The 14,026-nt window shown below is 29.1% G+C and carries 12 protein-coding genes; 3 read left to right on the top strand and 9 right to left on the bottom strand.

Annotated features, from left to right (window positions below):
* The first annotated feature begins 228 nt into the window (after positions 1-228).
* The gene (locus CDLVIII_RS05680) at positions 229-717 is read left to right on the top strand and encodes a PTS glucose transporter subunit IIA (protein WP_009168474.1); all 489 of its coding nucleotides are present in this window, start codon (positions 229-231) and stop codon (positions 715-717) included.
* Between the two features lie 38 nt (positions 718-755).
* On the opposite strand, the gene CDLVIII_RS05675 is transcribed toward CDLVIII_RS05680, so the two are convergent.
* The 6 genes from CDLVIII_RS05675 to CDLVIII_RS05650 form a co-directional block, all read right to left on the bottom strand.
* The gene (locus CDLVIII_RS05675) at positions 756-1,610 is read right to left on the bottom strand and encodes a PRD domain-containing protein (RefSeq protein WP_009168473.1); all 855 of its coding nucleotides are present in this window, start codon (positions 1,608-1,610) and stop codon (positions 756-758) included.
* A gap of 715 nt (positions 1,611-2,325) precedes the next feature.
* Positions 2,326-3,615, bottom strand: a complete 1,290-nt coding sequence (locus CDLVIII_RS05670) for a PTS sugar transporter subunit IIC (RefSeq protein ID WP_009168472.1) — start codon at positions 3,613-3,615, stop codon at positions 2,326-2,328.
* A gap of 30 nt (positions 3,616-3,645) precedes the next feature.
* A complete protein-coding gene (locus CDLVIII_RS05665) occupies positions 3,646-4,734 on the bottom strand; it encodes a MupG family TIM beta-alpha barrel fold protein (protein WP_009168471.1) in 1,089 nt (362 codons plus the stop codon).
* Positions 4,735-4,780: 46 nt separating this feature from the next.
* The gene (locus CDLVIII_RS05660; RefSeq protein ID WP_009168470.1) at positions 4,781-5,113 is read right to left on the bottom strand and encodes a PTS lactose/cellobiose transporter subunit IIA; all 333 of its coding nucleotides are present in this window, start codon (positions 5,111-5,113) and stop codon (positions 4,781-4,783) included.
* 19 nt (positions 5,114-5,132) lie between these two features.
* Positions 5,133-5,444: a PTS sugar transporter subunit IIB gene (locus CDLVIII_RS05655; protein WP_009168469.1), complete on the bottom strand. Its 312-nt coding sequence runs from the start codon at positions 5,442-5,444 to the stop codon at positions 5,133-5,135.
* 204 nt (positions 5,445-5,648) lie between these two features.
* Entirely contained in the window at positions 5,649-8,402 is a 2,754-nt protein-coding gene (locus tag CDLVIII_RS05650) for a sigma-54-dependent transcriptional regulator (RefSeq protein WP_009168468.1), read from the bottom strand.
* A gap of 267 nt (positions 8,403-8,669) precedes the next feature.
* On the opposite strand from CDLVIII_RS05650, the gene CDLVIII_RS05645 reads away from it, so the two are divergent.
* Together CDLVIII_RS05645 and CDLVIII_RS05640 are read left to right on the top strand one after the other, a co-directional pair.
* Positions 8,670-9,230, top strand: coding sequence for a CYTH domain-containing protein (locus tag CDLVIII_RS05645; RefSeq protein WP_009168467.1), 561 nt, complete (start codon positions 8,670-8,672; stop codon positions 9,228-9,230).
* A 29-nt stretch (positions 9,231-9,259) separates the two neighbouring features.
* On the top strand, positions 9,260-11,224 hold the full coding sequence (locus CDLVIII_RS05640; protein WP_009168466.1) for a fructose-bisphosphatase class III: 1,965 nt from the start codon (positions 9,260-9,262) through the stop codon (positions 11,222-11,224).
* Between the two features lie 71 nt (positions 11,225-11,295).
* On the opposite strand, the gene CDLVIII_RS05635 is transcribed toward CDLVIII_RS05640, so the two are convergent.
* From CDLVIII_RS05635 to CDLVIII_RS05625, 3 genes are all read right to left on the bottom strand, one after another.
* Positions 11,296-12,006: a GntR family transcriptional regulator gene (locus CDLVIII_RS05635; protein ID WP_009168465.1), complete on the bottom strand. Its 711-nt coding sequence runs from the start codon at positions 12,004-12,006 to the stop codon at positions 11,296-11,298.
* A gap of 231 nt (positions 12,007-12,237) precedes the next feature.
* Positions 12,238-12,966, bottom strand: a complete 729-nt coding sequence (gene nagB / locus CDLVIII_RS05630) for a glucosamine-6-phosphate deaminase (RefSeq protein WP_009168464.1) — start codon at positions 12,964-12,966, stop codon at positions 12,238-12,240.
* Between the two features lie 21 nt (positions 12,967-12,987).
* A complete protein-coding gene (locus tag CDLVIII_RS05625; protein ID WP_009168463.1) occupies positions 12,988-13,713 on the bottom strand; it encodes a GntR family transcriptional regulator in 726 nt (241 codons plus the stop codon).
* Positions 13,714-14,026 lie beyond the last annotated feature (313 nt).

The following is a 14,026-nucleotide window of genomic DNA, read 5'->3' as shown; positions in this document are numbered from 1 at the left end:
TACATATCTTACCTTAATTTTTCTCTATAATCAATACCTTTTTGATTTTTTTTATTATTGACACTAATAATTTAAAATAATATAATTATCAATATAGATGTGTTACTGTTAAATCAGGCATAAGTTTACGTTTTTTCCGGAAGCTTATGCTTTTTTTTTATTACTAATACACATGAAATAACAAAGGAAAGGAAGTGACTATTCCTAGTAACTATAGGAATATAAAATATGTTTAATTTTTTCAAAAAGAATACAACAAATGAAACAAAATTATTAGCTCCTGTAACTGGTAAAACAATAGATTTATCACAGGTACCTGACCAAGTTTTTGCAGAAAGAATGGCTGGGGATGGAGTTGCTATAGATCCTACTGGTAATGTCATAGTCGCACCTGCTGATGGACATCTAGCTCTCGTATTTAACACTAAACATGCATTTGCCTTAGCATTAGATAATGGCGTTGAATTGCTAGTTCATATAGGAATTGATACTGTTTCCTTAAATGGTGAAGGCTTTGAACAATTAGTTGAAGCTGGAAATAAAGTTAAAGCTGGGACACCAATTATAAAGATTGACAGAGATTTTATATTAAGCAAAGGTTTTTCTTTAATAACTCCTGTTTTAGTTACAAATATGGATGCAGTAAAAGATTTAAAAGCTGATGTTAATAAAGATGTAGTTGCAGGTCAAAGTGAAGTAGTTACTTTTAGCTTATAAAAAACAGCTAACATATTTTCAATATGTTAGCTATTTTTTTATGCCTCTATAGTAGCCCTTCTAAATCTTTCTATATGCATTGCTAAATATGCTATCTCATCTTCAGCAATATCTTTTTCCAATCTATCTATCAATATATTGGATACTCCTTTTGCTATTTTATATGATAATTTATACTTGGACTTTATTTCTTTTATAAAATCATTTTTGATTGATATATCTGCTGCTATTCTCTTTATTGCAAATTTCAAGTGGGTTAAGAACCTTGCATAATCTAAAGACGTTTTATCTATTTGTATTCCTAGCTTCTCTTCTATAAAGCCAATTATAGAATTTATTAAATATGTATTTTTTATTGTATTTGATACTTTTCCAGAATTTCTAGCTGAGTGTATATGCAATGCTATAAACCCAATTTCACCCATTGGAATGCTTACCTTCGTTTCATTTTGTAAAATTTCTGAAACTTTTTCTCCTAATTTATATTCTTTAGGATATAGAGCTTTAATTTCTACTATGAAAGGATTTTCTATTTCCTCGTTATTGGACAATCTTTTTAGTGCAAAATTTAAATGATCCACTAATGCAATGTGTATTCTCTCATCCAAGTTTTCTTTTAATTCAGCTTCTATATAAGATATCATTTTTTCACATAATATTAAAAATTCTTCATCAACATTTTCAATTACCTGCTTGAAATTTCTTAAATTATCGTCATCTTCAATAACAAATATTTTCTCAACTTCAGTACCTTTCTCAATAACATCTCCAAGCTTCTTTCCAAATCCAATGCCCTTACCAAAAAGTACTCTTTCCTTCTCATTCATTTTTACAGAAACTATATTATTATTATAAGACTTTATTATGACTGCTGAATCAATAATTGTACTCATGCTCCCACCCTTTTTATTAATTATTATAATATATTTAATTTTAATATATTATGTACGTGGCGACCTCATTCTTCACTAAATTAAAATACCTTTTATTTATTCCTGTTGACTTAAGGCTAAGGCACAGTCAAAAAAATAATAGGCCAGTATGCTTACCTATTTTGTGTCATACTGCGTCAGCAAATTTTACTAATAGACCCGCTATGAGTAGAATTTACTTCCTTGCCTGACGCAAAATATGCGCCACATCTTTGGTCTATTATTTTCTTTCATGTGCCTAAATCATAAGGTTATTACCACTTAATATTTATATAAATTTAAATTGTTACGTTTAAAATTTCTAGCATCACATTTATTAAAACATATTTCATTATAAAAGTCTTAATTTTTTATTATATGTTCTTTAAATTAAAAATTCCATTTCTAATTCCTTACTTTGTAAAATATATTATTTTTATGTTAAATAATTCTACTTTTTTATATTCATTTTAACGTAATATATATTTTATTGTAAAGTATATAGTGAAAAATATTTTACTATGTTAATTGCAAAAATTTTACATAAAATTAAAAGGCAGATTCAAAAGAATCCGCCCCATTGCGTACATTTATTAGTATAAAACCAAATTATATTTGCTTATTATATCACTAACAATTATGCTTGTCAATTTGTGCAGTTTTACAGTTAATTGTGGAATTTTACACTTAATTAAACTTACATATTAATACTTTTCGAAGCTTCTTCTCCAGCGGTTGCTTGCCTGCCTGCAGCATATACAAATGGCATATATATTAGTACGCTTACAACTAAACATATTAAAGCTGTAACTCCTCCCATAATTGAATTAGTAGATATTATTGCTCCTAAAATTGGTGGTGTGGTCCATCCTGCCATTAATGATACCTTTGGTACAAATCCTATTGCTGTTAGCATATATGCTATTAATACAGAAGCCATTGGAGCAAGTATAAATGGGAAGAAGTACATAGGATTTAAAACTATTGGAAAACCAAAAATTACTGGCTCATTAATATTAAAGCATCCTGGTCCAATACCTAAATTAGCAATCATTCTTTGTTGAGATCCTGCCCTCTTTCTTAAAATATATACGGCAATTAATAATCCTATAGTAGTTCCTGAACCTCCCATATTCACATAAGAATCCAGAAATTGACTATTCAATATGTTTTCTGGCTGCAATCCAGCATTTAATTTATCTGTATTAGCCAAAAGTAATGGAAGCAATAAAGCATTTATAACTGGTGCAAGTATATTAGCTCCATGCAATCCAAAGAACCATAATAGTTGTATTAAGAAAACTATTATAAGAACTCCGCCTAAACTTCCTACAATTCCTTGTAGTGGTTTTTGTAATGTGAAAAATAAAGCTTGATGTATATCTGCTACATGCATTAACATAAATAATTCCTTAACACCTGCTGCTATTGCTAAAATTATAATTGATGGAAATAAAGCTGCAAATGACTTAGCAACTGCTGGTGGTACCCCTTCAGGCATTTTTATTACTAATCTAGGATTGCCTATTAATTTAACAAAGATTTCTGTGCCAACCAATGCTACTATTAATGCAATAAACAAACCCTGTGAACCTAAAAATGTCATTGGAAATGCCCCGTCAGGAGTTGTTGAATACAAAATTATTGAAGCTGCTGTTACTACAATTCCAGCTGCTAGTCCATCTTTATCGTATGATGTTGCCAAATGATATGATATTGTGAATACAATTAATATTGACATAACGCCAAAAGAACCATTCCATATAGCACCACCCCAAGCTGTCCAACCTGTTGGTAATAACCAGTTCATGAAATTTTGATATCCTTTAAATCCTAAGTTATTAAACAATACCGCAAAAGCGCCTGCAATTATTAAAGGTGTAATTGTAGCAAAACCATCACGGATTGCTACTAGGTGCCTCTGAGAGCCAATTCTGGATGCTATAGGAACAAAATGCTCTTCCATCCACTCAAAAAATTTGTTCATAAATAAAATTCCCCCTTTATTATAAAAATATTAATTTAACCTAAAGCCAAAGTTCATCCAAGGTTTGATATAATCTAATAAAAATATTTCATCATCTGCTATTCTTCCTATCACATTAGTCTTACCTGAATTCTTCATATCTTTTAAAGCGACTTGAAGCTCACCTGCATACCTAGTATATAAATCTGAATCAATTAATATATCTCCTCGTCTAATATCAACGGTATTTGCTGCTGGAAAACTTTCTCCTTTGTACTTAACTCTACTTTGTGTAGACCGTATCATGTATTCAGAAACGTCTCCTCTGCTAAAATGATATTCTTCCAGAACAATTTTCTTATCTAATTCTGTTGCGCTATCATTAAAGTTGACTTTAAATGTCAATTTTTCTTTATTTAATTTGCTCAACAATTCAAGTTCCTCTTCTGATGCAAAGGAATTTGCTATAATTACATCATCAATTAATCCAGTAGCCAAAAAGTGTTTAGTTTGTATATCTATTGCCAGATCTCTATGCATTTCTAATGTACATAGGCCTTCTGAAACTGGCCACGGACCATACTTAGCATCTTTTGAATTTACAAATGCTGCTGTGTTTAACCCGAGTTCTTTAAACTGTTTTGAGCATTTTATAAAATGTTCAAGAGAAATTCCTGTATATTTGTGTGGATAAAAATTATGACATCCATATAAATTATTTGGATTAGCTTGATAAGATAAAATATTATCAATATACTTTGTTCCATTACTCATATTTAATTCTATTTTTAGTCCGTATTCATTAAAACTCATGATTGCTTCTTCATGTCCGCTAAAGCCCATGTCTAATCTTATCCCATCTAATCCAATATCTTTAAATACTTTCAAATCATAAATAGAAGCACCTAATTTTTTAAATATGTTCGGCTCTAAATCTGCAATGATCTCCATATTTTCTTCCTTTGCAGCTTTTGTAATAACTTTAAATTCTGATATTATATCTTCTATATTCCTATCCGCTATAGAGATTAAACATGTAAATATTCTTTTAAATCCATATTTTCCAGCCAAATGAATATAGTTTACAATTTGAGTTATATTGCTATGGCTTGGATAAACTGAAATTCCTAGCTTCTTCATTGTTTCACACTCCATTTTCTTCTTTTAATTTGCCTATATATAATCTCTACCTTCTACTTTCTGCAAATAAAGTTCTCTCTTTTATAAATTTTTCATGCACATCTATGATCTCAATTGCAAGATATTTTAATGTCATGCTAGTCATAAAGTGATCCTGTGCATGTACCATAAGTAGTGAAAGTTCTGTTTTTCCACCATCAGCTTCTTTTTGTATTAATGATGTTTGTATATTATGTGCTTTTGATAATTCTACCTCAGCTTTTTCTATTAACTTTCTTGCCTCAGTTATGTCTTCATTTTTAGCACATTGAATTGCTTCTATTGAATAACTTCTAGCTTCTCCACTGTGTATTATAAGATTCATAATTATTTCTTCCATTATGTTTTACTCCTTTTAACTACTTATTTCCTATAAGCTCTAATGCTCTCTTTAAAACCTTTTCTCCATCCATCGTTCCATAATGCATCGTATTTATCACTTCTACTGGTACATTTTTATCTGCTAAACTCTTTTTAAATTTTGACAATAAAAATCTTACTTGAGGCCCTAATAGTAACACATCTATATCATTTATATAATTTTTAACTTCTGATTCTCCTGTAGCTTGAACACTACATTCAATCCCCTTTTCTTCTGCTGCTTTTTCCATCTTAGAAACTAATAAACTTGTTGACATTCCTGCTGAACAAACCAATAATATTTTTTTCACTGTAAACGTCCCCCTTTAAACTATATTATTTTCAATATACTAGCTATATTTTCTTACACCATTAATATATAGCAATTATAGTGCCAACTTTCAGCATACCTGTAAATTTTATCAAGTGCCTTAAGTACTTGGTTTCAATTATAATTTTTAATGTGTGTTATATGGAAGAAAGTGTGCAATTCACTTTACACACTTTCTTTATTCTTACACAGTAATTAAATTTTCTTTGATCATTCTAAGTATATAGGCTAACTCATCATCTTTAATTCTTATTTCATAATTATATTCTAAAACTTGCACAGCTTTTTTGATTAATATAAATTCCTTGCTATACTTACTTCTGTAATCTTCTAAGTTTTTGAATGTAATTTCTTTTCCCCCGTGTTTTAATCTGTCTATGAGGAAACTGACATGAATTAATATTCCAATCTGTGCATCATGTTGTATCTCGACATTTAAATTTTCTTCTATCTGTCTTATTATTCTTCTAATATCTGAAAGTAATTTTATGCAGTTTAATTCCTTTATCTCATTGACTAATGCTTTTTGTACTTTTAAGAAATCATATTCAATATTTATTAAATATTCTAATTCCTTTATGCCTTTTTCTACAAAAATATCTTGTGCGGGTATAAATGGTACCCCTTTAATAAATATATTTACTGTTCCTACAACCGCTAATATTACATACCTTTTTTTTAATTCACTTACTTTCTTTAAAAAGTCCTCTCTATCTAAAATATCCAGAGGAATAAGTTCTACTCTTTCTATATTTTCCAGACTAAGGTTTATTCTTGTTTTTATTCTCTCTGCTGCCCCTTCACCTGTAAAGCATGTCGTAATTATAGCAAGTTCTTTTTCTTCTTCATAATCTTCATTAGACATTTGTATAGATGCCTTTCCTATATCTTTACATGAACAATATATCTCATCTAAATTTCTTCCAATTAAAGCTTTTCTTCCAGCTTCCATAACAGTTAGCGTTGTTACCATATCTATTGTTTTAATTTTAATTCCTAATTCGCTTCCGATAATACTTCCAAAGTTAATCAATGATCCCATATCTACCAATATTAAAATGCCTTTTCCACTATTCATTCCTTTGATTTTTTCCTTAGCCTTTTCTAACATGTACTCCGGCTTCATTGTCAGTGGCATATCCAATGCTTGTATATATTCCTCTCCTATCAAAGAATTTGCCACTTCTGCCATGCTGCTGGCTGTACTTGTCCCATGCATCATGACCAATATTCTAACAGTTTCTTCTAGCTGTTCATTACTTTCCTCATTATATTCAGATAAAAACATAGTTATATAACCGATTTCATCCAGTGGAACATCTAAATTAAATTCTTTTTCTATAATTTTAACTATCTCCATTGCCACAATAAACTCGTCTCTATATTGTACCCTAACAACATTTAACTTTGGATGATATATTTTCTTTCCTGAAACAATTCTTTTAATACTCCCTTGCAAATGAAGTGATAGCCCAAAGAAAACCTTTTGTTCAAATTCCCTGTTTAATTTTTTTGATGCTATATTAAGCATTTTTTCAACTACATTTGCTACCTTAAAATCAACAACTTTAGCAATCTCATCTTTTTTAAAATTTGAATTTATGGTACTAATATATTTTTTAAAATACTTCTCTAAATCAATATTCAAAATATCATTAATCTTACTTTCATCAATACCTTGATTTTTTAAATCTTCCATTTTATTTTCTATTATGGAATAAAAGCTGCTATCTTCAGAAGTTTCTGACTTATTAAGCTCTAAATCCAAATTTTTTAATACATTATCTTCACTTGAAAATCTTAAAATATCTGTCATATTTTTTGACAGATTATCTATTTCTTTTCTGTATTCACGAATCTTCATTATTCCTTTTTGAACCTTTGGCTGTAAATCACTTTCATCAATTAAAATATAGTTATTTTTGTTTATTTTGTAATTCAAAAATGCCTTAGCACAAGAAAGTTGAATATCACTTTTTAACTGACCTATATTATTAGGGCAATCATATAGTAAAAAAGATATAACTGAATTTTTGCTAATATATATACTTTTCCCTAATCGTAATGATTCTGCTACTATAAATTCATTTAATAAATAATATCGTTCTTCAAATGTTCTTTCTCGTAATGGCGGTAAGACTATCATCATAGGAATTCTTCTCATAAAAGTTTTTAACAAAAATGATTGAGGTTGTTCAGTTGTTGCAGCTATAATCTGAACTTCAACCTTTATTTTCTTTTCAGTATCGCCAAGACGCCTGAAATATCCTTTATCAATAAAAGTGAATAACATCTCCTGACCTTGTGGCGATAACCTGTGTATTTCATCTAAAAAAAATATTCCTCCATCTGCTTTCGTTAATAATCCTTCTTTATCACTATCTGCACCCGTAAATGCTCCCTTTTTTACCCCAAATATCTGACCTACTACTAGTTGTGGATTATCAGCATAATCTGCACAGTTAAATCTAATAAATGGTGCATCATTCTCTATCATATTTGACTCTTTAGCAAAACTGTACATAACTTCCGCAAATAAAGACTTTCCAACTCCAGTTTCTCCAAGCAAAATAGTGTGTAAACCTCTAGGTGGATATAATATTGCCGCCTTTGCCTGCTGTATGGGTAATTTAAGCGATTGCTTAGCTCCTACAAGTTTTTCTAAACTATCCTGCTTTCTAGATAATCTGCCTAATCCATTTTCCAACAACTCCTTATTATGAGGCTTTGAATTCTTAATACTGCTATATATAACCGGTCTTCCATCTCTTTTATTTACCCTTTTTTCTTTGTATAATCTATTTAAGTATCTGCTTATATTAGCTCTATCTAATCCTATGTATGAACTTAATTCTGCTGCTGTTATTCCCCTCTTCTTATCATTTTCAAGTTCTATTAAGCACTTTATAACTTCTTCTTTCCTCGTTAATTCTCCCATAAATTTTTCCCTCACTAGTAATAGATAGTTTTATTGAAGCCCAAGATTAAATGATTTCGCACATATTTTTCCAGTTTTTACTTAATTATATAATACGAATATTTCCACTTGCAAGAACATTGGGAATTTTTATATACCCATAGCAGAAATAATTAGAATAAGTTATACTTAATAAATGAATACTATTTCAAATAGTTAAACTGCTATATTATAAAAATTTACTAATGGCAGAGATTACATAAAAAAACTAAAAAGGAGATAGCTTTTATGCAAGAATTAGAAACTAGAATTGTTGATATCGATGTTGACTCTATAAGAAATATCTTGTTATTAAATGGTGCAGAAAAAGTTAAAATGGAAAATCAAATTAATGACATATATGATTTTGAAGACGGCAGGCTTTTAGCTGAGAAAGGCTATGCACGTATCAGAACAGTAAATGATATGCTTAATAATAAAATTATATATTTCATGACTACAAAGAAAATGTTGTCACAAGAAAGATTTAAAGTAATGGAAGAAAATGAAGTCATAATTAATAATAAAAATATGGGCGAAGGCATCTTTAAATCTTTAGGATTAGTACTCAAGGAATCTAATAAAAAATATAGAGAGAGTTATAAATTACATGATTGCTTAATTGAAATAGATATAAATGATAAAAAATTTTGTCCGTTTCCTTATTTAGAAATAGAAACTACATCTGAAGAGAAATTAGAGAGAGTAGTAAAACTGCTTGGATACGCACTCGATGATACAACTTCTCAAACTATTTACGATATTTTATCTCAAAGAGGATTACTTAATAAAGTTCCTAAAGGACTTTGATAAGGCACAATCATAAAAAGGAGGACCTTATGGAAGGTTATAGTGAAAATTTAAAGTATTTAAATTTACTAGCCAAGCAATATCCCACAATTGCAGCTGCATCCACAGAAATTATTAATTTGGAAGCAATTTTAAACCTGCCTAAAGGAACAGAACATTTTTTAGCCGATCTTCATGGTGAATACGAGCCTTTTGTTCATGTTTTGAGAAATGGATCAGGTGCAGTAAAGAGAAAAATTGAAGAGGTTTTTGGTAATTCCTTAATGGACTGTGAAAAAAAAAGCTTAGCTACGCTAGTATATTATCCTGAACAAAAATTAGAAATTGTTCTAAAGGAAGAAAAAGATATAAATGATTGGTACAAAATTAATTTATATAGATTAATTGAATTATGCAGACATGTATCATCAAAATATACAAGATCAAAAGTAAGAAAGGCTCTTCCTAAAGATTTTAGCTATATTATAGAAGAATTACTACATGAAGAAGCAGATAATGCTGACAAACAAGGTTATTATGACGGAATAATGAATACTATTATTGAAATCGAAAGAGCCCAGGAATTTATAATAGCCTTATCCAAGTTAATCCAAAGACTAGTAATAGATAGGCTCCATATAATAGGTGACATATATGATAGAGGCCCAAGACCTGATATTATAATTGATACTCTTATTGATTATCATTCTGTTGACATACAATGGGGAAATCACGACATATTATGGATGGGGTCTGCCTCAGGTAATACAACATGCATAGCAAATGTCTTACGAATAGCAGCGAGATATTCAAATTTAGATGTAATTGAAGATATTTATGGTATAAATTTATTACCGCTTGCAACTTTTGCACTAAAGCACTATAAGAATGATTCTTGTACTGAATTTATACCTAAAAATTCTGATGAAACTGTACACGGAACTTCTGAAATTGAACTTATTTCAAAAATGCATAAAGCTATTACAATTATTCAATTTAAACTTGAACATGAAATAATTACGCGAAGACCTGAATTTAAAATGGAGCATAGATTGCTTTTAAGTAAGATAAATTATAAAGACGGTACCATAACCTTAAACAATAATACTTATGAACTTAATGACAAAAATTTTCCTACAATTAATCCGAAAAGGCCTTTTGAGCTTACAAGTGACGAAAGAAAATTAATCGAAAAATTGCAAAGTTCATTTATAAATAGTGAAAAACTTCAAAAGCATGTTTTATTCTTATTTAATAAGGGAAGAATCTACTTAACCTTTAACTCAAATTTATTATTTCACGGATGCATCCCTTTAAATAAAGATAAAACTTTTAAAAGTATGACTATTAATGGAAAGGATTATCAAGGCAGAAGGCTCTTGGACAAGTTTGACTCTTTAGCTAGAGAAGGTTACTTCAGTAATAGAGGTAGCGAAGAAAAACTATATGGAATGGACATAATGTGGTATTTATGGACTGGTGCCTGCTCTTCTCTTTTTGGTAAAGAAGATATGGCCACCTTTGAAAGATATTTTATAAGCGACAAAACTACCCATAAAGAAAAGAAAAATCCATATTATGATTTTAGAGATTCTGAAGAAATGTGTAATATGATTTTCGAAGAATTCGGCTTAGATCCATCAGAATCAAAAATAATAAATGGACATGTTCCAGTAAGAAATAAATTTGGTGAGAATCCAATAAAATGCAATGGAAAATTAATAGTTATTGATGGTGGCTTTGCTAAAGCTTACAGAAGTCAGACTGGACTCGCTGGATATACATTGACTTATAATTCATATGGATTGCAATTAATATCTCATCAGCCTTTTAAATCAATTGAAGATGCATTTAGTAGAGAAACAGATATTTTATCTTCAACTAAAATAGTAGAAAAATTGGATCGAAAAAAAGTTGGAGACACAGATGTGGGAAAAGAACTTAAAAACCAAATTAAAGATTTAAAATTGCTGCTAAAAGCTTATAGAAAAGGTCTTATAAATGAAATAGGATAAACTTTGCATCAACTTGCGATCTAACAAAAGTATTACTAGAAATCAGCACTTCTAGTAATACTTTTTGTTGTTTATTTAATACTTACAGTTCTAAATTCTATTTTATCACTTCTATGGTGTGCTTTTGAATATTCAAACGGCTGACCATTATCCAAGAAGCCTACCTGTTCCACCTCTAATATTGGAAAATTATCTGCTATCTGAAGACACTCCTGTTCCAATTCGTTTGGTAAAATTGCACGAATTATTCTATGACCACTTTTTATTTTTAACTTTAACTCTTTTTCAATATAACTATAAATTGAATTCAATAGAACATCATTTTTAATTCCTGGTATAAGGCTTATAGGCATATACATATATTCAACTACATATGGTTCATCATTAGCATATCTAGTTCTTATCATATAATAAACAAAATCATCACAAGTTATTTTTAATTTAGTTGCTATTTCTTCACTTGGATGAATAACTTCAAAGTTAATAATTTTCGAAGTTACCTTCTTGTCCTTATGAGCTTGGGAAAATCCGCCAAATTGTTTTGCCAAGCTTAATTCTTGAACATCATCATCATCAAGTGCCTTTACAAAAGTTCCTGAACCTCTCCTCTTTATTACTAACCCTTGGATAACTAGCTCATCAACTGCTTTTTTTATTGTAATTCTACTCACACCATATTGTTCACACATCTCTTTTTCTAAGGGTAGCTGTTCATTAGGATTATATTTACCACTTAATATTCTATTTCGTATATCTTCAGCAATTTCCTCATACTTTGCCATAATATTTTTCCCCATTCCTTATAATATAACTTTTTACTTTATTAAGTATATCTTTTCCTTATCTTATTATATACTAAAATCGGCTATTTCCGCAACTTTACCTATTTTTCTTTATTTACTCCATTAATATTTTAACCTAAAAAAGCTATATTTAAATAAAAAAAGCTATATAAAAATAATTTTATATAACTTCAAACTCAAATCATCTATTTTAATAATAGTTTAGTTTTCTTATTTAATTTTTTCTGCCATCTTTTCATCTATTATTACAACTACATCTTTATGCAGCTTTAAGATTGTTGCTGGATTATTTGTTGTAATCTTTCCATTCAATAATTCTTTTATTGCATCTGCCTTATCTTCGCCTTTTACTAATAATAGTATCTTCTTCGCCTTCATTATTTGTCCAATTCCCATAGATATAGCTTTAGTAGGAACTTCTTCTATCGAATTAAAGAATCTAGAATTTGCTTCAATTGTACTTTGAGCTAAATTAGTTACATGTGTTTCTGAGATTAAAAATTCATCTGGTTCATTAAATGCAATATGACCATTGCTTCCTATCCCAAGAATTTGTAAATCAATTCCACCTAATTCATCAATTCTTTTATCATAGTTTTTAGTTTCTTCGTCAAGATCTTTTGCTAATCCATTCGGAACAAAAGTATTCGATTTATTTATATTAACGTGATTAAATAAGTTTTCGTTCATGAAATATCTATAACTTTGGGGATTCTCTTCTCCAAGTCCAACATATTCGTCTAGATTCACGGTTTTTATTTTAGAAAAATCTATTTCTTTATTTTTATTCATTTCAATAAGATATTTATATAATCCAACTGGAGTGCTACCTGTTGCAAGACCTAAAATAGCCTCTGGCTTTTCATTAATAACTTCTTTAAATGTTTCCGCTGCAACTTTACTCATTTCTTCATAATCTTTAACTACTAGTAACTTCATTGTTTATACTCTCCTTTATTGTTAATTTTTCAAACAAACTCTATATCTATATTTATCTCCTCTTGCTATAGTTATGGTATATTCAATGATTTCTTCTTGCTCATATGCTATTCTTTCGAATTTTAAGGCTGCATGTCCTTGCGGTACCTCTAGATAAACACTTTCTAATTTGTTTATTAATACACTTTCTATCACTTCTTCTGCAGAAGTAATCTGAGCATTGAATACATTTTTAAATATTTCATATAAAGGATTTTCTTCAATCATCTCTTTAGAAAGCTTTTTAAATCTTTCATATGGCAGATATGTTATTTCATATATCATTGGTATATCATCAGCAATTCTTATTCTTGAAATTTTAAATACAAGTTCATTTTCTTCCATTTCCAGTTTTCTAGCCACTTTATTGCTGGCTTCTATAACCTCAAAATTTAATAATTTAGATGTAGGATTCTTCCCATGTTTTTTCATTTCTTCAGTAAATGAAGAAACCTTTATTAAATCTTGCTCTACAACTCTTGGAGATATGAAGTTTCCTTTTCCTTGTACTTTATAGATATATTTGTTTTTTTCAAGCTCGTCTAAAGCTTCTCTGACTGTCGTTCTACTAACATTATATTTTTTACAAATTTCTCTTTCCGAATCGAGCTTGTCATTTTCCTCCATACTAGTTTCTATTTTTTCAATAAGAATATTCATCAATTGAACATATAAAGGAATTGTTGAATTCTTGTCTATTGCATCCATAAATACACCTCATTTAGTTCTAGCAGTTTATCAACAATTATACTCTTACTTATTTGAAAAGAAAATATAAATCGCTCAATTTAAGTAGATTATTTGAAAATATTGTTATAAAAACTAAGTCTAAAGTGGTAATTACCACTTCAATAACAGTATAATTTATTATATGCCACATGTCAATATATACTTGAAAAACCTTTTATAAATGCGGTATACTTAATACATACAACTGATAATATCCACTTTTCATCAACTACAGATTCACAGTTTAAACTTATAAATTTAATGACGAAAAGTATTCTACTTTTCTAAACAT

Source organism: Clostridium sp. DL-VIII (genome assembly GCF_000230835.1).
In the GTDB taxonomy this organism is placed as follows: Bacteria; Bacillota; Clostridia; order Clostridiales; family Clostridiaceae; genus Clostridium.
The sequence above is the reverse complement of the archived record's forward strand: the minus strand, read 5'-3'. Positions and strand labels throughout refer to the sequence as shown.

Coding starts and splice junctions, on each gene's coding strand:
- CDLVIII_RS05665 (WP_009168471.1), bottom strand. CDS start 4,734: ATGAAGAAGCTAGGAATTTCAGTTTATCCAAGCCATAGCAATATAACT.
- CDLVIII_RS05625 (WP_009168463.1), bottom strand. CDS start 13,713: ATGGATGCAATAGACAAGAATTCAACAATTCCTTTATATGTTCAATTG.
- CDLVIII_RS05650 (WP_009168468.1), bottom strand. CDS start 8,402: ATGGGAGAATTAACGAGGAAAGAAGAAGTTATAAAGTGCTTAATAGAA.
- CDLVIII_RS05670 (WP_009168472.1), bottom strand. CDS start 3,615: ATGAACAAATTTTTTGAGTGGATGGAAGAGCATTTTGTTCCTATAGCA.
- CDLVIII_RS05640 (WP_009168466.1), top strand. CDS start 9,260: ATGGAAGGTTATAGTGAAAATTTAAAGTATTTAAATTTACTAGCCAAG.
- CDLVIII_RS05680 (WP_009168474.1), top strand. CDS start 229: ATGTTTAATTTTTTCAAAAAGAATACAACAAATGAAACAAAATTATTA.
- CDLVIII_RS05635 (WP_009168465.1), bottom strand. CDS start 12,006: ATGGCAAAGTATGAGGAAATTGCTGAAGATATACGAAATAGAATATTA.
- CDLVIII_RS05645 (WP_009168467.1), top strand. CDS start 8,670: ATGCAAGAATTAGAAACTAGAATTGTTGATATCGATGTTGACTCTATA.
- nagB (WP_009168464.1), bottom strand. CDS start 12,966: ATGAAGTTACTAGTAGTTAAAGATTATGAAGAAATGAGTAAAGTTGCA.
- CDLVIII_RS05675 (WP_009168473.1), bottom strand. CDS start 1,610: ATGAGTACAATTATTGATTCAGCAGTCATAATAAAGTCTTATAATAAT.
- CDLVIII_RS05660 (WP_009168470.1), bottom strand. CDS start 5,113: ATGGAAGAAATAATTATGAATCTTATAATACACAGTGGAGAAGCTAGA.